This window comes from Chromobacterium sp. IIBBL 290-4, from assembly GCF_024207115.1.
GTDB lineage: Bacteria > Pseudomonadota > Gammaproteobacteria > Burkholderiales > Chromobacteriaceae > Chromobacterium.
On record NZ_CP100128.1, the window covers coordinates 2,391,321 to 2,415,521 of the forward strand.

At 54.5% G+C, this 24,201-nt stretch carries 22 protein-coding genes, 1 tRNA gene and 1 pseudogene; 8 read left to right on the forward strand and 16 right to left on the reverse strand.

Annotated features, from left to right (window positions below; translation table 11 throughout):
* Positions 1–21 precede the first annotated feature (21 nt).
* The 3 genes from NKT35_RS10990 to NKT35_RS11000 all read left to right on the forward strand — a co-directional run bounded on the left by NKT35_RS10990 (position 22) and on the right by NKT35_RS11000 (position 1,662).
* Positions 22–783: an SPOR domain-containing protein gene (locus tag NKT35_RS10990; protein ID WP_254301127.1), complete on the forward strand. Its 762-nt coding sequence runs from the start codon at positions 22–24 to the stop codon at positions 781–783.
* 33 nt (positions 784–816) lie between these two features.
* Complete coding sequence (locus tag NKT35_RS10995) at positions 817–1,431, forward strand: thiol:disulfide interchange protein DsbA/DsbL (protein WP_254301128.1); 615 nt, start codon at positions 817–819, stop codon at positions 1,429–1,431.
* 154 nt (positions 1,432–1,585) lie between these two features.
* Positions 1,586–1,662, forward strand: a tRNA-Met gene (locus NKT35_RS11000).
* Positions 1,663–1,881: 219 nt separating this feature from the next.
* On the opposite strand, the gene NKT35_RS11005 is transcribed toward NKT35_RS11000, so the two are convergent.
* From NKT35_RS11005 to NKT35_RS11015, 3 genes are all read right to left on the reverse strand, one after another.
* On the reverse strand, positions 1,882–3,051 hold the full coding sequence (locus NKT35_RS11005) for an acyltransferase family protein (protein WP_254301130.1): 1,170 nt from the start codon (positions 3,049–3,051) through the stop codon (positions 1,882–1,884).
* Between the two features lie 32 nt (positions 3,052–3,083).
* The gene (locus tag NKT35_RS11010; protein ID WP_254301131.1) at positions 3,084–3,308 is read right to left on the reverse strand and encodes a hypothetical protein; all 225 of its coding nucleotides are present in this window, start codon (positions 3,306–3,308) and stop codon (positions 3,084–3,086) included.
* Between the two features lie 61 nt (positions 3,309–3,369).
* Positions 3,370–3,663, reverse strand: coding sequence for a hypothetical protein (locus tag NKT35_RS11015; protein ID WP_254301133.1), 294 nt, complete (start codon positions 3,661–3,663; stop codon positions 3,370–3,372).
* A gap of 151 nt (positions 3,664–3,814) precedes the next feature.
* Here NKT35_RS11015 and cyoA point away from each other — a divergent pair, with 151 nt between their 5' ends.
* The 5 genes from cyoA to cyoE are packed head-to-tail and all read left to right on the forward strand — an operon-like array spanning position 3,815 to position 8,666.
* Positions 3,815–4,753 carry a ubiquinol oxidase subunit II gene (gene cyoA, locus NKT35_RS11020; RefSeq protein ID WP_254301134.1) on the forward strand — a complete coding sequence of 313 codons (939 nt, stop codon included), beginning with the start codon at positions 3,815–3,817 and terminating at the stop codon, positions 4,751–4,753.
* Between the two features lie 6 nt (positions 4,754–4,759).
* The gene (gene cyoB / locus NKT35_RS11025; RefSeq protein WP_254301136.1) at positions 4,760–6,802 is read left to right on the forward strand and encodes a cytochrome o ubiquinol oxidase subunit I; all 2,043 of its coding nucleotides are present in this window, start codon (positions 4,760–4,762) and stop codon (positions 6,800–6,802) included.
* Positions 6,803–6,817: 15 nt separating this feature from the next.
* Entirely contained in the window at positions 6,818–7,429 is a 612-nt protein-coding gene (gene cyoC, locus NKT35_RS11030; protein WP_254301137.1) for a cytochrome o ubiquinol oxidase subunit III, read from the forward strand.
* Positions 7,429–7,749 carry a cytochrome o ubiquinol oxidase subunit IV gene (gene cyoD, locus NKT35_RS11035; protein ID WP_254301138.1) on the forward strand — a complete coding sequence of 107 codons (321 nt, stop codon included), beginning with the start codon at positions 7,429–7,431 and terminating at the stop codon, positions 7,747–7,749. The genes cyoC and cyoD overlap by 1 nt, the downstream gene beginning before the upstream one ends.
* 11 nt (positions 7,750–7,760) lie before the next feature.
* Positions 7,761–8,666, forward strand: a complete 906-nt coding sequence (gene cyoE, locus NKT35_RS11040; RefSeq protein ID WP_254301140.1) for a heme o synthase — start codon at positions 7,761–7,763, stop codon at positions 8,664–8,666.
* A 53-nt stretch (positions 8,667–8,719) separates the two neighbouring features.
* Here cyoE and NKT35_RS11045 read toward each other — a convergent pair whose 3' ends face one another.
* The 13 genes and pseudogenes from NKT35_RS11045 to icmH form a co-directional block, all read right to left on the reverse strand.
* A complete protein-coding gene (locus NKT35_RS11045) occupies positions 8,720–10,294 on the reverse strand; it encodes an ABC transporter substrate-binding protein (RefSeq protein ID WP_254301142.1) in 1,575 nt (524 codons plus the stop codon).
* A gap of 677 nt (positions 10,295–10,971) precedes the next feature.
* Entirely contained in the window at positions 10,972–11,586 is a 615-nt protein-coding gene (locus tag NKT35_RS11050) for a hypothetical protein (protein ID WP_254301144.1), read from the reverse strand.
* 298 nt (positions 11,587–11,884) lie between these two features.
* On the reverse strand, positions 11,885–12,892 hold the full coding sequence (locus NKT35_RS11055) for an ankyrin repeat domain-containing protein (RefSeq protein ID WP_254301145.1): 1,008 nt from the start codon (positions 12,890–12,892) through the stop codon (positions 11,885–11,887).
* A gap of 1,000 nt (positions 12,893–13,892) precedes the next feature.
* On the reverse strand, positions 13,893–14,528 hold the full coding sequence (locus tag NKT35_RS11060) for an Imm43 family immunity protein (protein WP_254301147.1): 636 nt from the start codon (positions 14,526–14,528) through the stop codon (positions 13,893–13,895).
* Complete coding sequence (locus tag NKT35_RS24160) at positions 14,510–16,060, reverse strand: AHH domain-containing protein (RefSeq protein ID WP_505190941.1); 1,551 nt, start codon at positions 16,058–16,060, stop codon at positions 14,510–14,512. The genes NKT35_RS11060 and NKT35_RS24160 overlap by 19 nt, the downstream gene beginning before the upstream one ends.
* Before the next feature lie 123 nt (positions 16,061–16,183).
* Positions 16,184–16,930, reverse strand: a pseudogene (locus tag NKT35_RS24305) (hypothetical protein); the annotation flags it as partial.
* 40 nt (positions 16,931–16,970) lie between these two features.
* Entirely contained in the window at positions 16,971–17,534 is a 564-nt protein-coding gene (locus NKT35_RS11070; RefSeq protein WP_254301150.1) for a hypothetical protein, read from the reverse strand.
* Positions 17,535–17,644: 110 nt separating this feature from the next.
* Positions 17,645–18,271: a hypothetical protein gene (locus NKT35_RS11075; RefSeq protein ID WP_254301152.1), complete on the reverse strand. Its 627-nt coding sequence runs from the start codon at positions 18,269–18,271 to the stop codon at positions 17,645–17,647.
* Between the two features lies 1 nt (position 18,272).
* Entirely contained in the window at positions 18,273–18,971 is a 699-nt protein-coding gene (locus tag NKT35_RS11080) for an AHH domain-containing protein (RefSeq protein ID WP_254301154.1), read from the reverse strand.
* Positions 18,972–18,986: 15 nt separating this feature from the next.
* The gene (locus NKT35_RS11085) at positions 18,987–20,186 is read right to left on the reverse strand and encodes a hypothetical protein (RefSeq protein WP_254301155.1); all 1,200 of its coding nucleotides are present in this window, start codon (positions 20,184–20,186) and stop codon (positions 18,987–18,989) included.
* A gap of 1 nt (position 20,187) precedes the next feature.
* On the reverse strand, positions 20,188–23,004 hold the full coding sequence (locus tag NKT35_RS11090) for a type VI secretion system Vgr family protein (RefSeq protein WP_254301156.1): 2,817 nt from the start codon (positions 23,002–23,004) through the stop codon (positions 20,188–20,190).
* Between the two features lie 18 nt (positions 23,005–23,022).
* Complete coding sequence (gene tssE, locus NKT35_RS11095; protein ID WP_254301158.1) at positions 23,023–23,499, reverse strand: type VI secretion system baseplate subunit TssE; 477 nt, start codon at positions 23,497–23,499, stop codon at positions 23,023–23,025.
* Entirely contained in the window at positions 23,496–24,197 is a 702-nt protein-coding gene (gene icmH, locus NKT35_RS11100) for a type IVB secretion system protein IcmH/DotU (protein WP_254301160.1), read from the reverse strand. The genes tssE and icmH overlap by 4 nt, the downstream gene beginning before the upstream one ends.
* Positions 24,198–24,201 lie beyond the last annotated feature (4 nt).

The window sequence follows — 24,201 nt, forward strand, 5'->3', positions numbered from 1 at the left end:
TGACAATAGCGGTAACGGTGAATGGCTAATCGAGATCTGAAAAACACCCCACGTCCGGCCCGCGGGCGCAGTGGCTCCTCTTCTACTTCGTCGCGCAGCGGCGGCGGCGGGATGATGGCCGGCATCATCATCGGCTTGATCGTCGGCGTCGCCGTGGTGCTGGGGCTGGCGATGTTCCTGAACCGTTCGCCGGCGCCGTTCCAGTCCAAGAACGAACGCAAGGCGGAGACCTCCCAGGCGCCGACCGAAGTGCTGGCGCCGGGCACGCGCATTTCCGAGGCGTCGGCCTCGACCGCGCCGGCCCCGCAGGCTAAGCCCGCGCAGCAGCAGGCGACGCTGGACTCCACCGATACCGTGTCTTTGCCGCCGCCGGCCCCGGCGCATCCTGCTGAGGCCAAGCCCAAAGCTCAGGCCCCGTCGCAGCCGGCCAAGGCGGACAAGAACGACCAACGTTTCGATTTCTATAAAATCCTGCCCGGCCAGGTCGATGCGGTAACTTCCGATGCGAAAGGCGTAAAAAGCGGGGAACAAACCGCCTCGGCGCCTGCCAAAAAGGTTTATCTGCAACTGGGCGCCTTCCAGAACCAGGACGATGCAGACAATCTGAAGGCCAAGTTGGCGCTCTTGGGTGTCGAGGCCAAGATCCAGTCGGTCACCGTGCCTGACAAAGGCATGGTGCATCGCGTGCGCGTTGGTCCGTTGAGCCGGCAAGACGAAGTGGATCGCGTGCGCGCCCAGTTGAAGCAGGATGGCATCAACGCCAGCGTGGTCAAGGCCGAATAAGGCATATCTGAATACAGGGGACGGAAAGTCAAAATGAAGAAATGGTTGCTGATGATGTTGCTGGCCGCCAGCGGCATGGCGAACGCCGCGATTGAGCTGGGCAAGGATTACACGCTGCTGGCCACTCCGCAGCCGGTGGCGGATCCGAAGAAGGTGGAAGTGATCGAGTTTTTCTCTTATCACTGCATTCATTGCTACGATGACGATGCCACCATCAACGCCTGGGCCAAGAAGCAGGCCAAGGACGTAAGCTTCCGCAAGGAGCAGATCGTTTGGCAAAAGGGCATGGAGGGCTTCGCCCGCATGTTCGCCACCTTCAAGGCCACCGGCACCTTCGACAAGCTGCATGGCCCGGCATTCGACGCGCAAATCAAGCAGCGCGCCAATCTGGCCGATCCCGAGCAGTTCACCGCCTGGATCAAGCAGCAAAAAGGCGTGGATAGCGCCAAGCTGCTGAAGACTTACAACTCCTTCGGCATCAACGCCCAGGTGGCGCGCGCGACGCAGATCACCCGCGACTACCGCATTGAAGGCACGCCGACCGTTATCGTCGATGGCAAGTACGTGGTTGTGACCGGCAAGCCGGAGCGCATGACGCAAGTGATGTCCGAGTTGATCGCCAAGGTCCGCAGCGAGAAAAAGCTGTAAGCGAGAGCGCTGAGGCATGACTGTTGCGGCGGCCCGAAAGGGCCGCTTTTGTTTTGGAGCGGGCGAGCTGGGAGGAAAAATAAGATTTATTGCATTTTGATGTAAAAAAGTCTTGACGGCCGATAAGCTCTAACGTACTATGCAATCTCTCTGACGCGGGGTGGAGCAGTCTGGTAGCTCGTCGGGCTCATAACCCGAAGGTCGTAGGTTCGAATCCTGCCCCCGCAACCAAATAAGTACGCAAAAAGCCAACTCTTTAGGAGTTGGCCTTTTGCATTTCTACTCGCGGAATGCTGATTGAATTGTCCAGGTTAGATAACTTGGGAGGTGTTCTGGTTTGTTTGTAGGCCGCCTTGGTTTCTGGGAGTCGGCCTCGCTTGAAGTGCAGCAAGGAAAATGCCAATCACGGGGGTGATTGGCATTTTTCATATCAGGCTTTAGTTTTTAGTGTTACGGGTTTGCTATGGCCTGTGGTTGCTGTGACTTACGTTGCTTCGGTTGGCGTCCTCTTTCCATCATGGGTCGTTCGACCAGAATGTGTAGGATGGCTGCTATGGCTGAAACCAGAATGGCGGCGAGACCGGTCGCGGCCCAGAAATTCAAATTGGAGCTGGCGATGAGCGGGCGAAGCAGTAAGTTGTCAAAGCAAATAGCCAGTGTGAGCCCGTGCAGCAGGTAGATGCCGTAACTCGCGTGTCCGAGTCGGATGGCGGGACGGGATGATAGGAGCCCGAATAGGCTGGCGCCGTTGGCGATCAGCATGAAGGCAAGTCCCAATGGAAGTGATTGCATTATGCTATATGGTGTTTTACTTCCATTTATTACAAATATAATGATGAGGGCGGCGAGAGTGGAGGCGATGTTGTTAGGAATAGCGAGTATCAGCTTTTCGCGTTGCAGCGAGGCGGTGAGCATGCCGATGGCGAAGAGCGTGCAATATGACCAGTTGTCTGATTTCAATGAATAAGAACAGATGGCGGCGATGAGCAGCAAGCAGAAGGATGCTGCCAAGTGCAGACGAGGTCTGGCGAGTAGAGATGCAGGCATCAAGGCGAGGTAGAACTTCCATTCATATTTCAGGGTCCATAATACGCCAGCAGTCAGGATCCAGACATTTTGGTAGCCGTTGAAGTCATGTTGTACAAGCAAGCCGACGGCATACCAGTGGACTAACTCCGCCATCAGCTCATTGGGCGCTTGGTTGATTTGAAATCCGCTGCGCGCGAAAACGATGAAAACGACGCAGCTTACGGCAATCCAGTAGAGCGGCGCGATGCGATACAGGCGGCCGATGTAGAGTCGTTTCCAATCCATTCTACCGTTTCTGCTTAGCAATTTCCCCCAGAACAGATAAGCCGTAATCATGAAAAAGACACTGACGGCAATGCTGCCCAGTTGAGCGTAAAACCAGTCGGGCGGCAGGCTCCAGCGCCCAGTGTTCAGCCACTGACGTGCAATGACGGCATGATGCAGCATCACGCTAAGAGCAAGGTAGCCGCGCAGCCCGTCCAGGCTACTGGCACGTTGCCGGCTATCGGAGTCTGGCGTATCGAGAAAGCCCCATAACTTGTTCGAAAAAAACAAGGTGACCAGGGTGAGGATTGCAAGATAGATAGCCATGAAGAGTGGAGGAATTGTGGCAATCTACAATGTTAACATTTGTTGGCGGCCTGGTTGGCAATATGATGAGTAGGTATCCCTGCTCCGGCTTCGAGCTGACTGTGTATTGTTAGTGCATAAATGTTTCGGGCGAAGACCGAGTCTGCAGCTTTGGATGGTCCTGTGGCGGAGGCTGTTTGTGCTCGTGAGATCAAGTTATTTTTTGTTGTTTTGAATGTAACGATTTGCAACATCGCAGATATTTGTAGTTTCTTCATGACAATGTCCCAAGCCCTTGTGCGGGCTACTGTTTTTATCCCAGCCTTACGTTGATCTTCATCAGGCGAAATGCATAATTTGCCATTCGCCAGTCTTGATCATGGTCAAGACTCTTGAAATATCAGGCAAAAATGTTTCTAATACGCCCGCTCGACTCGTGTCCTGCGGCGTTTTGCCGCAGCAGGGCAGGGGGCGGAGCAGATGTTTGTGCTTGCCGAATGCTTGTCTCTCCGCGTCGGGTCCCGGCGCTTCACTCGGACTTGTGTTTTCAGCCGTCACGTCATCGATCGGAAGCGATTGTGGAATCGCTTCCCCGGAGCGGGTCCGCCGTGGAAACGGATGCGCGCCGGTCATTCGCGGAACCCGCGAGCCCTAAAAGTCTGTTGTTTTGCCTGGCGGCGCCGCAAAGCCCGTCTGCCGAACATTTCGCTGGCGTTGGAGCATGGCTCGCAACGCCTGTTGCGCATCGTCGCGAAGAAAGATTTTTAACCTGTAAAGTCGTAAGATGAGAAACCATAGACCCTCCCGCCTGTTGTGGGGACTGGCTCCGCTCGTCGCGCTGCTCTCGGGATGTCAAGGCGGTATCCTTGACCCCAAGGGCCCCGTGGCCGCCGGACAAAAGTCCCTGATCATCACGGCAACCGCGCTGATGCTGCTGGTGGTCATCCCGGTAATCGTGATGACCCTGATGTTTGCCTGGAAGTACCGGGCTAGCAACAAGGACGCCGCCTACGAGCCGAAATGGTCGCATTCGACCAAGATCGAGCTGGTGGTTTGGCTGATTCCTTGCGTCATCATTGCCTTCCTGGCCACGCTGACCTGGAAGACCACCCACGAGCTGGACCCCTATCGTCCGCTGGAATCGGCGCAGAAGCCCATCCAGGTGCAAGTGGTCGCGCTGAACTGGAAGTGGTTGTTCATCTACCCTGAGCAGCAGATCGCCTCCGTCAACGAACTGGCCTTCCCGGCCGGCACGCCGGTGAGCTTCAAGATCACCTCCGACGCCGCGATGAACTCCTTCTTCATTCCGCAGCTGGGCGGCCAGATCTACGCCATGGCGGGCATGCAGACCCAATTGCATCTGCTGGCCAATGAGCCGGGCACCTACAAGGGTTTCTCGTCCAACTACAGCGGCGCCGGTTTCTCCGGCATGAAGTTCAACGCCATCGCCACCAAGACCCCGGAAGAGTTCAACGCCTGGGTCGCCAAGGTGAAGGCCTCCAGCCAGAAGCTGGATGCCGGCAACTATCTGCAGCTGTTGAAGCCGAGCGAGAAGAACCCGGTGGCTTACTATTCCGCCACCACGCCGTATCTGTTCGAAGCCGTGCTGCATAAGTACATGGCGGGCCGTCCGTCGCTGGCTGAGAGCGACGACGCGATCAAGCTGGCCAAGATGACCAAAGAACTGTGCGCCGCGATCACCCCGCCGGTCGTCAAGGAGTAACGATTAATGTGGTTAGGTAAACTGACTCTGGACGCGATCCCGTACCATGAGCCCATCATTATGGGGGCGCTGGGAGGCGCCGGCCTGATGGGGCTGATGCTGTTCGCGCTCATCACCAAGTTCGGCAAGTGGGGCTATCTCTGGAAAGAGTGGCTGACCTCGGTCGATCACAAGAAAATCGGCGTGATGTACATCATCGTCGCCATGATCATGCTGCTGCGCGGCTTCGCCGACGCGCTGATGATGCGTACCCAATTGGCTGTCGCCACCGGCGGCGGGCACGGCATTTTCCCGCCTGAACACTACGATCAGATCTTCACCGCCCACGGCGTGATCATGATCATCTTCATGGCGATGCCGTTCATGACCGGCCTGATGAACATCGTGGTGCCGCTGCAAATCGGCGCGCGCGACGTGGCCTTCCCCTTCCTGAACTCGCTGAGCTTCTGGCTGCTGGTGTCCGCGGTGATCCTGGTCAACCTGTCGCTGGGCGTGGGCAACTTCGCCCGCACCGGCTGGGTGGCTTATCCGCCGCTGGCTGAGCTGGGCTTCAGTCCCGACGTGGGGGTGGATTACTATATCTGGGCCTTGCAGCTATCAGGCCTGGGCACGACGCTGACGGCCATCAACTTCCTGGTGACCGTGATCAAGATGCGCGCGCCTGGCATGAAGCTGATGGAAATGCCGATCTTCACCTGGACCTGCACCTGGGCCAACGTGCTGATCGCGACCTCCTTCCCGATTCTGACCGGCGCGCTGGCTATGCTGACGCTGGACCGCTACCTCGACTTCCACTTCTTCACCGCGGAAGCGGGCGGCAACGCCATGATGTACCTGAACCTGTTCTGGGCCTGGGGCCACCCCGAGGTTTACATTCTGGTTCTGCCGGCCTTCGGCATTTTCTCGGAAGTGGTGTCCACTTTCGCCGGCAAGCGCCTGTTCGGCCACAAGTCCATGATCTACGCCAGCGGCGCCATCTCGGTGCTGGGATTCATGGTTTGGCTGCACCACTTCTTCACGATGGGCTCCGGCGCCAACGTGAACGCCTTCTTCGGCATCGCGACGATGATCATCTCGATCCCGACCGGCGTGAAGCTGTTCAACTGGCTGTTCACCATCTACAAGGGCCGCCTGCGCTTTGAAACCCCGATCCTGTGGACCCTGGGCTTCATGGTGACCTTCTCGATCGGCGGCATGACCGGCGTGCTGCTGGCCGTGCCGGGCGCTGACTACGTGCTGCACAACAGCCTGTTCCTGATCGCCCACTTCCACAACACCATCATCGGCGGCGCCGTGTTCGGCTATCTGGCCGGCTTCACCTTCTGGTTCCCGAAAGTGTTCGGCTTCAAGCTGGAGCCCAAGCTGGGCAAGGCTGCGTTCTGGTTCTGGCAGATCGGCTTCATGTTCGCCTTCATGCCGCTGTACGTGCTGGGCTTCATGGGCATGACCCGTCGCCTGAACTACACCAACAACCCGGAATTTGAACCGTGGCTGTACCTGGCCCTGTTCGGCGCGCTGCTGATCGCCGCCGGCATCGGCTGCCAGCTGCTGCAGATCGTGGTGAGCGTGATCAAGCGCAATGAGCTGAAGGACGAAACCGGCGATCCGTGGAATGGCCATACCCTGGAATGGTCCACTTCTTCCCCGGCCCCGTTCTACAACTTCGCCAAGCTGCCGCACGTGCACGACATCGACGCCTTCACCGACATGAAGGAAAAGGGCGTGGCTTACGCAGTGCCGAAGTCCTACGAACCCATCCACATGCCGCGCAACACCTCGGCTGGCGTATTCATCGGTCTGTTCTCCACCGTGTTCGGTTTCGCGATGATCTGGCACATCTGGTGGCTGGCCATCGTTGGCCTGGTAGGCATCATCGGCAGCATGCTGGCCCGCGCCTACGACAACAACCTGGACTACTACGTGCAGCCGGATGAAGTGGAAGCGATCGAGCGCGCCCGCTTCGAAAAGCTGGGCATCGATGTGGACAACTACACCGAGCGCGATCAGAGCAAGCCGAAAAAGGCCGCTCGTCCGACCACGACCGCGTAACAGGCTGGATTCGACATGACGACAATTGTAAAAGATGCGCATGACGCGCATGAGGATCACGAGCACCACGACAGCAGTTCGCAGACTGTCCTGGGCTTCTGGTTCTATCTGATGACCGACTGCATTTTGTTCGCGACCGCGTTCGCGGCCTATGCAGTGCTGTTCCGCAACGTGGCCGAAGGCGTTTCCGGCAAGGAAATCTTCGAACTGCCGTACGTGCTGGTGGAAACCGCGGCGCTGCTGCTGTCGTCCATCACCTATGGCTTCGCGATGATCGCGGGTCAAAAGGGCAACAAGTCGGCCGTTCTCGGCTGGCTGGCTGTCACCTTCTTGTTCGGCGCGGCGTTCATCGGCCTGGAAATCAATGAATTCCACCACCTGATCGCCGAGGGCCACGGCCCGCAGAAGAGCGCCTTCCTGTCGGCCTTCTTCGGCCTGGTGGGCCTGCACGGCCTGCACGTGACCGCCGGCCTGATCTGGATGGGCGTGATGATGGCTGAAGTGGTGAAGACTGGCCTGACCAGCCGCGCCATGACTCGCCTGAACTGCCTGTCGCTGTTCTGGCACTTCCTCGACATCGTGTGGATCTGCGTATTCACCGTCGTCTACCTGAAAGGAGCCATGTGATGAGCCACGCGCATGAGCATGCTAGCCACGGCAGCGTGAAAAGCTATGTGATCGGCTTTGTGCTGTCGGTGATCCTCACCGCCATTCCGTTCTGGATGGTGATGGGCGGCGCCTTCACCAAGCAGGCTACCTTCATCGGCATCTTCGCATTGGCGGTGGTGCAGATCTTGGTGCACTTGAAGTATTTCCTGCACCTGGACTTCAGCAAGGAAGGCAAGCTCAACAGCTTCTCCTTCCTGTTCACCGGCATGGTGATCGTGTTGCTGGTGGGTCTGTCGATCTGGATCATCTACACCGCCGACGCGCTGATGATGCGCTGAGGAAGGCTGAATTGAAGTTCAAGCGTTATCTTCAGGTCACCAAGCCGGGCATCATCTTCGGCAACCTGATCTCGGCCGCCGGCGGTTTCCTGCTGGCGGCGCAGGGCTCGGTTGACTGGTGGCTGCTCGCGGCCACCGTCATCGGCTTGTCGCTGGTGGTGGCTTCCGGCTGCGCGATCAACAACTGCATCGACCAGGACATCGACGCCAAGATGGCCCGCACCCAGAAACGGGTGCTGGTCACCGGCGCGATGAGCACCAAGGCGGCGCTGGCGCATGGCGTGGTGCTGGGCCTGGCGGGCTTCGCCCTGCTGTGGTTCGGCACCAACCCGCTGGCCACCGGCTGCGTGCTGTTCGGCTTTGTGATCTATGTCGGCGTGTACAGCCTGTATATGAAGCGCAATTCGGTATACGGCACCGTGGTGGGCAGCCTGTCCGGCGCCGTGCCGCCGGTGGCCGGCTACTGCGCCGTCACCGGCCGCTTCGATATGGGCGCGGCCATCCTGCTGCTGATGTTCAGCTTGTGGCAGATGCCGCACTCTTACGCCATCGCCATCTTCCGCTTCAAGGACTACGAAGCGGCGGGCATTCCGGTGTTGCCGGTGGTGAAGGGCATTTCCGCGGCCAAGCAGCAGATCGTGCTCTACATCCTGGCTTTCGCCGCGGCGACGGTGATGCTGGCGTTCGGCGGCTATGCCGGCTACGGCTATCTGGCGGTGGCTTGCGCCACCAGCCTGTGGTGGCTGAAGATGGCGCTGACCGGCTACAAGCGCGAAGTCGATGACCGCGCCTGGGCGCGCCAGGTGTTCTTCTTCTCCATCATCACCATCACCGCCTTGTCGGTGATGATGGCGGTGGACGGCAAGAGCCCGGCAGCCGGCGGACAGCGCGTCATGATGGCCTCCAGCCAGTATTGACCGCGTCAAGGCGCAAGCAAAAGGCATCCTTAGGGATGCCTTTTTTCATGGTCTCACGGCCGCCATACGTCCTCGAAATCAAAAGAGCCGTTCGGGTTCATCGCAAAGCCCCGCACATCGCGCCGCACCGGAATATCGATGCGCGAATGGGCGATGGTGATCCAGGGCCGTTCGCGCTTGAAGATTTCCTGCGCCTTCAGGTAATAGGCCGCGCGCTGCTTTTGCTCGCTGGTCTGCCGTCCCAACTCCAGCAGATGGTCGAACTCGGCATTGCAGAAGCGTTGCCCGCCCTTGCTCACCGAGCAGGACAAGCTGTTCCATAGAAAGTCATCCGGATCGCCCGAGGTGCTGGTCACTCCCGACATATACACATCGTGCTCGCCGCTGGCGGCGCGCTTCAGGTACTCGCCCCATTCATAGCTCTGGATGGTGGCTTTCACGCCTATCTTGGCCCAATCCTGCTGGATCATCTGCGCCATCAGCTTGCCGTTGGGATTGGTGGGGCGTTGCACCGGCAAGGCCCATAGCGTCACATTGAAGCCCTTGGGGTAGCCGGCCTGCGCCAGCAAGGCTTTGGCCTTGGCCGGGTTGTATTCATTGCGCGTCTTGCTGTTCCAGCTCCAGGTGGTGGGCGGGTAGGGGTTGATCGCCTGGGTGGCGCCGCCCTTGGGAAACAGCGCCTTGAACAGCGCGTCGCGGTTGATGGCGATATCCAGCGCCACCCGCACCTCGCGCTTGGCGAATTGCGGCCGTTTCAGGTTATAAGCCAGGTAGGAGATATTGCTGGCGCCGGTGGAGACGACGCGCAGGTTCTTGTCCGCGCGCAGCGCGTCCAGATCATCCTCGCGCACCGCCGCGGCGATCTGGCATTCATTGGCCTTCAGCTTCTGGATGCGCACCTGGGGATCGGCGGCGATGGCGTAAATCAGGCTCTGCGTTTTTTGCGGATGGCGCCAATACTGCGGATTGGCCTCATAGCGGATCACCGCGTCCTTGGCATAGCTCTTGAAACGATAGGGTCCGGTGCCTATGGGCTGCTGGTTGATCAGCTGCGGCTTGCCGGCTTTGAGCAATTGATCGGCGTATTCGGCAGACTGCATGCCGGCAAAGCCCATGGCGAAGAAGCTGAGAAAAGTGGCATTGCGCTCGGTCAGCCGGATCTTCATGGTCCGCTCATCCACCTTGCCGACCGAAGCGATCAGCTTGGACAGGCCATAGCCATCCGGCCCCGCCAACGGAGTCTTGAAGGCCTGGTTGAACGGCAGCTGCGGCGTGATCCAGCGCTGAATGGTGAACACCGCGTCATCGGCATTGAAGTCGCGGCTGGGGTGGAAATAGGCGGTCTGATGAAAGCGAACGCCGCGCCGGAGCTTGAAGGTATATTCCAAACCATCCGGCGAAAGGCTCCAGCTCTCCGCCAGCGCCGGCTTCAATTTCACGCTGCCGCGCTCGAACTCGGTCAGGCCCTGGAAGATGGGGCGAGTGGCATTGTAAGTGGAGGCGCTGTCCCACATCGCCGGATCAAAGCCCTCAGGCGAGGTTTCCGCGCAGAAAATCAGCGGTTTGGCGGCAAAGGCGGCTGGCGCGGCCAGGCAGAGCAGGGCGGTGAGGCGAAGTCTTATTTTCATGGCGATGTAGGCTCATCGTGGCGCAGCAGCCCAAGCATGGACCTGCGCGCGTTTTGTGGATGAGCCATTCTCATACGAATGCAGCCGCGCTGAGAAGATGATGATCAAGATATTTGGAATTTAGTGCTATTCAGAAGCTTACCCAAACCCTCGCCGCTTAGGGGCAAGGACTCTTAGCTGTCCCGTCTCGGATGATTGCTTTGGGGTTACATCTTATTATCATTATGCAGGCTCATGAATGGCGAGCGACATAGGCACGTGCTACAAACTGGCTTGAGCTTTTCTAGAATGAAGTTTATCTGCTCTTCATCCTCAATGGTAATGGATGTATTTTCAAAGATGATTGAACTTAAAATTTCATTTTTCCGGCAAAAAAAGGGAACTCAATCTCATCCCATATGATGCTGGTTTCAAATATCTCTCCTTCTATTTCTTTCTTGAAAATGGAGTATGCCTGAGGGGTTAGGTTTTCGGTCCCGGACCAGAGATGCTTATCACACAGTATCATTCCCATTTTTGCAATTTCCTTGGTTTCAACGAGATTCTATTTTTGTGGTGTTTCTTGCATATAAAGGTTTTTAGCCATAAATGAATGGCTTCCTGCATTATGGAAATTTCTGTAATGAAGCAACTGTGTAAAGTTGGGGCGATATATTTAATTTATATGCCACAGGGTTTTATGGGAAAAAGCTTGTGCCAAAATCTCTTATAAGCACTAATTCAACACCGGATATTTTGAAAAGGTTAGCAATGCTCTTGTGGGCAACAATCCATCCCTCTGTGGATGCTCCCATTTTGAAAAGCCTGCGATCATCTATTTTTGTCTTCTCCAATATCTTGCTGTTTAGATGGTAGTTAATCACTTCATGCCGAATATCACCAAAGCCGGTTAAAGGATCTGGAGCATAAAATGATCTGTCGCGGTCCCAGCAGTCAAATTTTTTGGTAAAATTTAAAAACCAATAATCTCCATGTTTGGCATCGTTTTGATCAATGTATATTGCAGGGTGTGTAACTAAATTTGGAATATCTAATGCTTTAATTTCTTCATGAGTATTGCCTTTAACAACAATATCTGAGCCATAAAATAGAATGTCTGGTGGTGTTTTTTTGAAGAGTGACTTATTGGTTTCATTTGCTGTGCCATTGAAAAATCTCATCGATATTTTCTTGTTGGAATCTATTTTTGAGATGTCGGTTAGCGTGGCCGTATTTTCTTGCGCTGCAAGCACAGGCCTGTCCTCTGCGCTTTTGTAACAAATGAAATAATATTCTTCATCATAACTATTCATGTCGAATGAGTGTCCTCGAGCTAGTTTCCTCCAAGCTACGGCGATGAGATGGCGGTTGTAGTGTGGCCCGGACTCGTCGTCATGATACTGCCCTTGGAAGCGGTTGTGGATGCCGGATTTTTAGGCGGCGTCGGCGATGACTTCGCGCACTTCGCCCCAGGCTTTGTAGGAAAGCTCTGATGAGAGAGCATTGCCAACCCTGAGTATAGGCGGGTTGGCACTATTCGAAATGATCGAATTGATTCTTACTGAGCCTGGAGCGGCACTCCGGATGTGGAGCCACGCCAGGCTTCAAATCTTACAGAAGCTGCTTACGCAGATCGGCTGGTACTTTCTGTTCGCCCAGAAAGCCTTTTCCTTCCGTTTTCAACCATTGCCTCAGGGTAAGCGTTTTGCCATGTGTATCGAATGCCGCGGGCATATCGGGTGATGCCCCCTGCTTGAGCAGTTCGCGCACGCAGTCTGGGTTTTTCTCATGCAGTGCCATATATAAAGGGTTGCCCAGTGCACTGACACCTTGTTGCGTAGGCATGCCGTTTATATTTAGGCCGACGCTTTTCAGCAAGTGGATACGCTCTGCCGCGTCTTTGTCCGGCGCATTGGCTACCGTTTTAAAATAGCGTGTGCAGACAAAGTGCATGGCATTCTGTCCGTAATTATTCGGTTTCTTTACGTTAGCTTTCGAGGACAGCATCAACTTGATGATGGCCAGGTTACTGGCTCCCATGGAAGTGAGCGGACCATCACCGTAGTCATTACGCGCGTTGACGTTGGCGCCGTATTTTAATAGCTCGTTGAAGTGCTCAAGATTGGGTTGCTGAGTCTGTACGACACCGCCCGCTATCATCAAGGGGGTATTGCCATCCTCTGATTTGACATTGGGATTGGCTCCATGGGCTAGCAAGTCCTTGATGATGGTATGGCGTGCTTCACGCTGTTTTGCTGTCATTTCGGTCGGAATCATTGCATACATCAGTGGCGCCATATTCCAGGATACCGAAATAGGCAAAGCCAAATTTGGTTTGGCTTCCAATAACTTGTGCGCTAGCGTTGGGTCATTGATATAAATAGCCAGTCCCAAGGGGGTGGCAATTTCCGGCCCATCCTCATTCATAGGGAAGGCATAGTGCGGTTTTGCGCCTTGAGCAAGCAATTTATCAATCACTTGCATTTTTTTGGCAGAAGGCTTGTCTGCGTAAGCGATGGTGGCATCCAACAGCTTGTCATCCAGAGACTTGGGCTTAGCGAAGGCTGGTTGAGTAAGTATCAGAGCGGTGGAGAGAGAAAGGGCTATTTTATTGAACATGTTTTCTTTTCTGTTGACTATTAGTGGTGATGCTTATATGCAGTAAGGACTAGAAAAAGGGAACCTCTCCAAGTCCATATTCTATTATTTCTAGATTGCTGCCATTTATTTTTAATCCGCGACCGTGCTCAATATCGCCATTCGCACGAAATAACAATCCAAATATCGGGGCGTTATCATTCTGTTCAGATAGTACATAAACTTTCATTAGTCGAAATTCATCCCCTTTACAACTATTTTTTAAGAATGTCAATACATTATGATATCCATACGCTGGACTCATTTATGAAGTCTGATATGGTTGACAGGTATGCCTTGGAGATAGTTTCTTCGTATGTATCTTAAGAGTCGGATAGTTCTACTAATATTTTTCATATTGGAAGTGTATTTTTGAAATTGCTATTTTTCTTCATAAAAAAATTTAGTTTCCCCATGGTAAAATTGTCTTTGGTTAGCTTGATTTACATTTTTTTACTGCATGGTTTTGTAAATATTTATATTGAAATCGCTCTAAATTTCACTCGCAGATTCATGCCATAGGTAATCTGTGCAGATGTCCTGTTGTACTGATTTGGTTCGATATGGCAGCACGAAATTACAGCTCAGCCACTTGTTATAAAATCGCCAAGCTATCACCCTCTCACTGTCGGTTGAAGTAATATGGAATGGTTTCCACCTAACTGCAGCTATGTTAGCCGTTCAAGCACACTCCAAAATGTCTTGTCTAATCGCGTAGTTGCTCAGAGGCTTACAAGTAAACCTTGCGAACTTCCTTTATTTGGCATTATTTTACACGCACCGGAAGTACCCGACTTCGCTAAATCGCAGTGCTGGACTTAAAGAGGCCAATCGTGGGTTTTCTGAAAGTTTGGATTACTGAATTATGGTAATAAAAAACGTTAACCTAGTTGTACCTAGTTATTATCAAATGATCGACTATTTTCTGTTTTATCATCGCATTAAATTAATCATCATGTATTAACTGACTCTTTTTGTTAGGCTAAGCAAATCGTGCATTCCCAATATATTCAGAGGAAATAAATTCAAAGCCGCCCCATTTAAAATCGCAAGCTGATTGATAAAACCTTTCGCTAAAAAAAACAAAACCAGTTAGAGCGACTTCTGTTGAGTGAAAAATATCTGGTAGGTCGCAGTTTTTTATTGATAGAGACCAGATTTTTTTTATCTCGCCATTTTTTCTTGTGTCAATTTTTGATTTTTCTAGATTTATAATGTCTTTTTCCCAAAAGGATCTGCTCTCTCTTATAAAATAATATTTCTTTTCAGTGATACTTTTACCTTTTTGGTCTACGACATTAAGTTCAGACTTTTCCCATCTCGAAATATCGAAGGTGTTCATTAATGATAGAAATTCTTCGGATACAATGTGTCCATTGAATGTGGTGGCGAAGTCAAAGTTATATTTTTTGTCTTTTGATATTAGCCACAAGCTATTCGGCAAAGGTTTTGTTTTTTCTGGTGGTGGAGCAAAGTTCCAGTCATACTCCATTGGGACATCGGCCCCTTTTTCGATAAAACTCTCATGCATCATCGCATTGATGAACGGAGGGCGGCCTAAGCCATCTTTTCTGTCTAGGATGTAATACATAAAATTCCTTATTTTAATCTGCCACATGATGCTTTGGTTGATATGCGGCCATTATTAATCTTTTTCCTCAAACTAATCTGCAGGGATGAAATTTGGTTTTTTGCCTCCGCACTAGTGATTGCCCCTGATTCATACCTGTTTTGTATTCTTGAAATTTTTTCTTCAACTAGTTGAGAGTAGTTTGCATGGCTTCCACAGTGATATACTTTTTTACCCATTGCTTGAGCAGTTTTTTGGCTGTCAGGAACTAATACGCCATTCGCAGATTTGTCACGCTGCCCCTGGTAGCCAATGGCATCGAGGAATGATTTTTTCTTTCCCCACACCTCTTCTGGAATTACATGGTGAGCTTGTAAATTGTCACCAACGCTTCCTCCAAGATCTTTATTCAGTACCGTACTACTCAGGCCTAATGGATCAAGCCAATCAATGGGATTTGGTGCGTAAACATGAATATTAAGCCCACCCATCAACCCAATCGGATCCCGAGAAATAAACCGCCCGATCTCCGGATCATAGTAGCGATGGCGGTTGTAGTGCAGTCCAGACTCGTCGTCATGATACTGTCCCTGGAAGCGGAAGGGGTTGCGGATGCCGGCTTTGTTGGCGGCGTCGGCGATGACTTCGCGCGCTTCACCCCAGGCTTTGTAGTCCATTTCCAGCGCCAGCGCACCTTGCTCGTCGGTCAGCGCTTGCGGGGTGCCCAAGTGGTCGGTGTGGTAGTAGTACACCGCCTTCGGCGCTTGCGGCTCCGGGCCGGCCTGGCGCAGCGGGTCCTTGTCCGGATCGTAGGGGTTGTGCTGGCTCCAGGCGGGTACTTTGACGCCGCGAATGGCTTCGGTATGCACTTGGGCCAGCGGCACGAAGCTGTCCGGTTCGAACAAGTAGTGCACCGCGTCCTCGTCGCGGGTTTCGAAGGCCAGCACGTCGCCGTCCCAGCCGTACAGCGTGGCCTGGCCTTGGCTGATCTTGGCGATGCGGCGGCCTAGCGGGTCGTAATGGTAGTCGGTGCGTTGTCCGTCCGGCGCGGTGAGGCGGGAGAGGCGGTTGTGGCTGTCCCATTCCAGCTTGGTAAGGCTGCCGTTTACGCGCTTTTCCACCAGATTGCCGCGGCTGTCGTAGCGGTAGTGGCGGCCGGCGTATTGGCTGAGCAGGTTGCCCATCAGGCTGTTTTCCTGATGGTCATCGGCGGCCGGGGCATTGTCCAGCAGGTTGCCGGCGGGGTCGAAGTTGAAGCTTTCGATTCCCTTGGGGGTGGAGGCTTCCAGCAGGCGGCCTACCGGGTCGTAACGGTAGTTGAGCGTGCCGCTGCGGCTGTCGGCGATGCCGGTCAGCTGGCCGGCGGCGTCGTATTGGTACTGGCGGCTCCATTGCGTGGCGCCCGCCAGCCGCTGGCTGGATAAGCGGCCGGCCTTGTCGTAAGCCAGGGTCTGTTGCAGCGTGTTGCCCAGCACGCGCTGGGTTTCGCGGTGCAGCTTGTCGCGCTCCAGGTTGAAGATATCGCGCTGGCCGAACAGCAGGCCGTGCACGTGGCCGCTGCCGTAGTTGAGCACGTCCACGCGATGGCCGTCCGGGCGGATGGTGGCGATGCGATTGCCCAGCTTGTCGTATTCGTGCTGCCAGCGATAGGTTTCCTTGACGCGGGCGACGTGGTAACCGTGGTGTTCTTCAGTAACGTTGCCGACTGCATCGTATACCCAGCGCAGATTGGCGTAGCGGTTCTTGGCTTGGAACAGGCGGCCGGCCGGGTCGTAGCTGAAGCTTTCCTTGCTGTTCGGCGCGCTGCGCTCGACCAGGCGGCCGGCGCGGTCGTAGCGGTAGTCGGTGGTGACATCGCCTTCCAACTGTTGAGCCAATCTGCCGGCGTTGTCGTAGACAAAGCGGGTGGCGCTGCCGTCGAAGCCGGTTTCGGCAGTCAGGCGGCCGCCGTCGTCGTAGTCGAAGCGGTAGTAACGATGATTCTCGTTGCGCAGGGCGGTGAGGCGGCCCAGCTTGTCGTATTGGTAGCCCAGGCTGTGGCCGTTGGCGTCGGTGCGCTTTTGCAGCCGGCCGGCTTTGTCATACTCGTAGTGGGTGCCGCGGCCTAGCGGGTCGGTGATCTTCAGCAGGCGGGCTTCGGCGTCATGTTCCAGCTGGGTGGCTTGGCCGTCTGGCTGGACGATGGCTTGCAGCGTGCCATTGGCGGCGTATTGGTAGCGGGTGGCATTGCCCATGGCGTCGACGATTAGCAGCGGACGGCTGCGCTCGTCGTACTGCCACTGGGTGGCGCTGCCGGAGCAGTCGGTATAGCTCTCCAGCAGGCCGTCCGGACGGTAGGCGATCTGCTTGGCGCCGCCCTTGGCGTCGGTGATGGCCACCGGCAGACCTTGCTCGTTGTACGCGTACTTGGTCTTGTGGCCGAGCGGGTCGGTTTCTTCGACCTGCTGGCCCTTATCATTATTGGTGCATTTGTCTGTCTACAAGTTTAAATCAATGATAGAAGCTTACTCCGTAATCTGCGATTGGTACAAGGACGGCGCCATCCATATTGTTTGTCCTAAAGATTGAAACAATGGACTTGTGTACAACTATATGGCCTGATAAATCACCACCCATCTTGAAAAGTAATCTATCGTTTAGATTTGTATTTATTAATATGTCTTCATCTAGTTGATAGTTGTAGATGGAGAAATAGTCTTTGCCATTTAAATTCATAGGATCTGGGTCGTATTCCGATTTGCCTCTGCTCCAGCAGTCATACTCGGATGTGAATGTTAAATACCAGTAATCTTCATGCCAATTCTCGTATGAGTCTATATAGATTGTAGGTTGTAAAATTAGATTTGGAATATTTAATTCTGCTAGCTTTTGATAAATGTGGCCGGATACAATAAAGTTAGAGCCGTAAAATATTATGTCTGGAGGGATTGGATTAAACTTCGCGTTCTTGTAAACTTTGGCGGAGGTGTTTATGAAGAAAAGTGGCCTTCTGAAATCGCTTGTTACATTTTCCGTGTCGAAGTTTAATAGATCTGTATCTTCGTCAGGTGCCAATGTAGGACGTCCTTCAGTTGATTTGAATGTGATGAAAGAATATTCGTCATCGCAGTTAGTCATGTTGGTGATTGATGGAATTTCGGGTGGCAGTTTTTATCAAGGTAGTTTTAATGGAAAAAATTCACGCCATAGTCTTTTATAGGGACTAGTTCGGCATCTTTTATGTTGTTTGTCCGAAAAAAGGGTGCAATAGATTTGTGCACGACAATGTGGCCAGACAAGTCGGCATCCATTCTGAAAAGAAGCCTATTTTTTAGTTCAATTTTTTGTAAAAAATCTTCATCCAATTGGTAATGTGTTATTGAGTAAAAATTTTTCCCATTTAGCTCAATGGGGTCTGGATCGTACCGTGACTTAGCTCGATCCCAGCAGTCAAATTTTTCAGTGAATGTCATGTACCAGTAATTTTCGTGCCAAATTTCCTTCTCATCAACATAGACACACGGTTGTAAAATTAAATTTGGAATTGCAGTTTCGACTAATTTTTCGTAAATTTTACTCTCTATAATTACATCAGATCCACAAAATAAAATATCAGAAGGTGTGTGGTGGAATTTTGCTTTTTCGTATACCAAGGCTGCAGAGTTAATAAAGAATAGGGGGCGCCTAAATCCGCTAGTCACATCTTGAGTTTCAAATCTTAGAGCATCTGTATCCTCATCTGGACCTAGTATTGGGCGCTGGTCAGATTCTTTGAATGTAATAAAATAGTATTCGTCGTTGTAGTTTTTCATTTTAATTTCCAACCTGTAATTTGTAGGCAAGTAGAGGCTTTTTATAGGTGATATTTTCTTTGGCTTGTCCTTTTCCTTGCGCCATATAATGGTTGCGATGCACGGTGCAAATATGCTTCTCCGTATATTGAACGACTTCACCCTTTTCGCGTTTTGGAATGTTATCCACCCCGCCACATCCGGCTAATCCAGGCAGATAGTAATCTGCGACCGCACTGAGTCTCATAAGGTGTGGGGTTGTTTGGATTTTATGTAATATTTTCTCACTCAAGTGATTCATTTTTTCATTAAGCTTATTTAGAGCATCTTGATCGTTTCCGAAACAAAGTGATTGTATTTCAGCTTTGAGTACTCGTAACTCTCTTGCAACCAATGCATGATAGTCCTTGGGATGCATATCATCATCGTCAGTCTCTTCCATTTCAGAGGCAATGGTATGCCCGCTCTTGTGAGGCTGAACACCTAAATGACAAGCGCCTTGTAGTGTGCTTGGTATTAGTGCTAAGTTTGGCAAAAGATTTATATTGTATCCCATCTTTTCGAGCCAGTTTCCCGTCATGCTTATTTTAACCCCACTGGCAGAGATTAAGTGATGAGCCTGCATTGCAATTCCAGAATGAATTGGATGCTCTTTTTTCAGGGCCACATGGCGAAGTATTAGCTTTCTATATTTTGAGTCTCTGGCTGATTTGTTTGTCATTTCTTTTACTCTATTTTACTGGTAAACAACAATGCCTTTGCTGTGATGGGGAGTGTTGTGCGTGCTTGAGCCACAGCATTGACATTTTTTATCGCGAGTATGTATTTTGTGCTTGATTGCGATTTCTGTTTTACTGCCACCTTTGGCCACCACACTTCTATTTCGGCTCGCAATCACTTTCTTGGTGTACTCACGTAGCCGTTTTCCTATATTAAAGAAATCTTGAATCATACTAATAATAGCGTCGAATGCGGCTTGGGCATGCTCAATGGTTTTGATCACCTTGCTAACCTTTTGACTACTTGCCGCTATGCGAGCGATTAGCAGACTTATTCTGGCCTCTAGTGCAGCACCTGCTGTGAAAAAAGCCAAGATCAAAGTAGTTATCAAGTCTATGGCTAAATAGGAACCGCCACGTGTGGCAAGGTAAGCATAAAAATTAGGTGGTATCGCTTCATAGCAAAGCATCGCATAGGTTATATATGCTGGTCCTGCATCTTTATCTTGTAGTAGCGCAATTGCTTGATGGAATTCAGGGCTGTAGCGAATTGATTTTGCTAATTCTGGATCAATATCCATCAGCGAGGTTTCAACAAACTTCTGAACAGGCTCTGGGTTTCCTGCTGCAATGGCGCCAGGCAAGGCTAATATTTCTTGACGATATTTATAGATTTTTTTTGCTTTTTCTATATCTTTTTCAGTTGTTTTGACAGTTGATTTTGCATTGGCAATGACAGCATTTACTTGGGCATCAATTGCATTTTGCATGTCAGCATATTTGTGATTGTACCAAGACCAGTTTAGTAGCTGATCACTATCTTTTATTGCACCGTTGATACTTTCTTTTATTGATTTCCCTGTTTTTATGGCATTGCTCGACAAAAGATCCCAAGTGTCGCCGGCAGCATTTTTTACCCCATGCCCCATGTTTTGCCATGTTTCTGCTTTAAAAAAGTCTGCAAAATCTTCTCCCCAACCTGAGACGCCAGCTTTGGCTCCATCATAAACAGCCTCCGCCAACGCTAGCTTAGGACCACTAGCCCAGGCTTGCTGAAATGGTTCCATTTTTTTTACAACACGATGGTAAGTGGCATCAAGATCACGAATGATGGCATTTCGGGTTTCTTCTATTTCTTTTTCTGTGACTCTAGAATTACCTGAAATCGTAACATTGCCGTCTTTATGCAAGTTAACCTTGGTGGTTTTGTCAGCCATGTTAATTACTCTTCCGGTTGTCTATGCTCAGGGCATTGCTTAGGGTTTTGCCAGATGACTTTATTTTCATGTCATCGAGGGGGAGCGGTGTATTCCAGCGATCTTCATAGTGCGATGTGACTTTTACCCAAGAGCCTTCATCATTTGGCATGGCTGGCATCGGGGTGTCGAGTGAGGCTGGGCCGCTCAGTGCATGGCTGGCGCCCTTGACGCTAACCTCGCTGGGGCAGTGCACTTCGATATTGCCGCCGGCGATGCGGATGTAGCCGCCGCCACTGGTCAGCAGCACTTCTTGGCTGGCGGCGATCTGCACCTTGCCCTTGACCGAAGTGATGGTCAGCTCTTTATCCGCTGTCAGCTCCATGGCGTCGCTCTGCGCCTGCACTTGCACTTTGCCTTTGGCGGCGATCAGCTTCAGCGCCACCTTGTCTTTCACCCCGGCCACAAACAGGCTGATGTGCTGGCCCACGTTGTGGATCCAGCGCCGGCCGGTGGTGTGATTGGCGTCGCGCTGGGCGACCAGGTTCAGGTTCTGGCCGGCGGAAACGGTCTGGCTTTGTTCGGTCAGGCTGGCGATGCCCGCCGGGCCGGACAGGATCAGCAAGGGCTGTTGGCCGGCTTGGTCCTTGGCCGTTTTGCCGTCTTTGTCGGTGTTCGATCCGGCTTCCCAGGCTTTGAGGGCGTCGGCGTGGTGATGCAGGTGGCCGTCGGCTTTCTTGGCCGCTTTGGCGTTGTCCGGGCCGATTTCTTCGGGGCCGGTTTCCATGGTGTCGGCCAGCTGCCCGGTGGCGGTTTCCGCCAGCGCCTGGCTGAGGCTGAGGGCGGAATCAAGCTGGCTCTGGGCGTGCTCGCGCGCCAGCTGTTTGCCGCCGGCGCCGTTTTGCGCTTCGGTGGACAGCAGCAGGCCGTGCGCGGCGCGGATGGCGCCGTGGCTGTCGGTGCGCAGTTCGAAACCGTCGCCGCGCGGCTGGGCTTTGCCGTTGCTGCGCGGGTGGGTCAGGAAGCCCTGGTTCAGCTGGGTCTTGCCCGGTTCGCTGCTGAGCTTGGCGCGCACTTCGCCGGGGGTATCGTCGAACAGCAGCTCGTTGTAGCCACCGCCCTGGTGTTCCTTGGATTTGATGCCGGACAGGGTCTTGTTGGCCGGCAGCGCGCCTGCGCCGCTGAAGTCCGGCGTGGCGTGGCTGCCGTTGTACAGCACGCCGGTGATCACTGGGCGGTCGATGTCGCCTTCGATGAAGTCGACCAGCACTTCCTGGCCGATGCGCGGGATGAACTGGTGGCCGAAACCGGCGCCGGCGCTCGGCATGGCCACGCGCAGCCAGCACGACGATTTGTCGTCCAGACCGGCGCCTATGCTCGGATGCTCGTCCGGCCGTTGCCAGTGGAATTGCACCTTGATGCGGCCTTGGGCATCGGTGTAGATCTCGTCGGCGGTCTGGTCTGTCGGGCTGGCCGGGCCGACCACGGTGGCGGATTGCACGCCCAGGCTGGTGGGTTTGGCGCGATCCGTGCCGGCGTAGGCCGGGGTCAGCGGGATGCCGCGGCGCTGCGCCTGGATGCGGGTGGTGAAGGGGCTCCCCCTCTCCCCCTGCCCCTCTCCCGCGAGGGGAGAGGGGAGGAAACTGTTCTGACTGGCGCCGTTCTCTTTCAAAACGGCGTCAGTGGCGAGTCCCGCCGCCAGCAGGCCCGGCGCGGCCAGGCTCAGTTGTTTGGCCAGATCTTGCGGCAGGTTGTTGCGCGCTTGCAGCGTCTGGCCGGTGACCACGAATTCGCGGTTCTCGGGGCTGTCGGTTTCGTGCGCCGGATGGTCGTCCAGGCGGAACCATTGGCCGGCGGCCAGGCCGCGGATGGCGCCGCCGCCTTCGAATTGCTTGGCTTGCAGATCATGCGCCTGCTGGCGCAGCTGGGCGTAGCGGCTCAGCTGTTCGCCATCGCCGGCGTAGTACAGGCCTTGCGGGTCATAGTCCTGCAGGCTGGATTGCAGCGCCGCGCCGTCTTTGCCTTGTTCGATGCGGCTCTGGTCCGCCCCGTGCTGGGTGGAGACCGGCTGGTAGTCGAAGGTGGCCAGCGCCACATTGCCGGGGACGATCTGGCGACGGCTTTGCCAGTGGGTCAGGCCGTCTTCATCTTCGGTGGCGTCGGCGCGATGAAAGCGCACGCGTTCCACCTCGGCCGGCGGCAGGCTGTAAACATCATCGAACACCACCAGCTTAACCTGGGGCGTGTCGCCGTCCACATGCTCGAAACGCCAGGCGTAGCCTTCTTCGTGCAGCAGGCGGACGATGAAGTCGTAGTCGCTCTCGCGGTATTGCAGACAGTAGCTGCGCGGATCGGCGTGGCCGATGTGCAGCTCCAGCGCCTGGCCGCGGGCGAAGGCCGGGTTGGCGGCCTGATGCTCCTGCAGGATCTGCTGGACGATTTGCGGCACCGTCAGGTCCTGGAACACTCGCGAGGTGCGGCGGTGGCGCAATAGCGCGAACGGCGGTTCGATGCTGAGCCGGTACTTGGCGAAGCCGCCGTCGGCGCCCACCAGCTCGGCCTGGCTGACCACGCCGCAGCGCAGCGTCTCGCCGCCCTGGGCGTCGGCGATGCCGATGCGGGCGCTCTGGCCGAGCAGGGTCTTGAGTTCGATGGCGCCGTCCGGCGACAGGCAGCTCAGGGCAAAGCGATAGGGCCGGGACACGCCTTCCTCGCCGTCCAGCGTCAGCGGCAGCAGCTGTTCGGCGGCGATGCTGCCGTCGCCGAGCGACAGGCTCAGCTGGCGGCGGTCCTGGGTGAAGGCGGAGGCGAAACTGGCGAGGAGGCTGTTCAGGTCCATGGCTTAATCAAGGGGCGTTTAGCCCTGTACTTTGTATACGTTGGAGGAAAGCTGCAGCGTGGCGTCGAAAGTGACCGGCGGCTTGTGCGGATGCACTTTCAGCACCGCGTCCACGCGGAAGCGCAGGTGGCGTTCCATTTCGCGCGGCGCGTCCAGGCTCACGCGCACGCGCGACAACCGCGGTTCGTGCAGCTCGATGGAGCGGCGCAGCTGTTCGCGCAGCAGTTCGCGGTCGTCCGGATTGAGCAGGCTGATGCCGGACAGATCCGGGATGCCGAAGCTGAGCAGGCTGTCGCGCGCTTGCGGGAAGGGATCCAGCGCGTCCAGCGGCATCAGCCGCGTGTTCAGCAAGGCTTCCATATCGCGCGCCAAGGCCTGCTTGAACTGGGGAAGTTCAAACAGGCTGATGGATTCGATATGGCTCAGGTCCGGCTCGTCATCCAGCAGGCGGTCCAGCACCGAGGGCAGGATCTGCGCGTGGCGGTTCAGGCTCATAGTCCGAATGCGGCGGCCACCTGGCGGCTCAGCAGCCAGCGGAAGGCGACGAAAATGCCGGCGCCGGCCACCGCCAGCAGCGCGAAATACAGCCACAGCGGCAGTTCATGGCGCACATAGGCCTGGAAGCGTTGCGGCAGTTGCCAATTGGGCGCGAACTCGGCCTTGCCGCCGCGCGCCTGCTGGATTTCCTGGCCCAGCTTGTGCACCAGATAGCCCAGCTTCTCCTGGCCTTCCAGCAGGTACTTGCCCTGGAAACCCAGCAGCAGGCAGGTGTAGAACACTTCCAGCGCCTCCACATTGGCGGCGGAGGCGTCGCGCAGCTGCTCCAGGCGGTTGAAGAAGCCTTCGCCGGCCAGATGCTCGCCGAACAGGCGCAGTTGCAGCGGCATCCGCTCCCACTCATCGCGCAGGGCGAAGTCGGACGAGAGGATGATTTCGTCCATCAGCGCGCAGAAGGCGTACTTGGCGTGGCCCACGGCATTGATGTCCTTGCCGAAGTTGCGGGCGTTGCGCTCGAACTGGCCCAGGAACTGGTCCACGCGGCGGTTGAATTCCACCGCGCTGCTGGGCGGGTTGCCTTCTTTCAGCAGGAACAGCAGATAGATGCCGTCTTCCAGCATCTCGCGCAGGGAAGGGGCGGCGGGGGCGGCCACGTCGATGACGCGCTCCGCGGCTTGGGTCAGAGTTTGGCTCATGTCG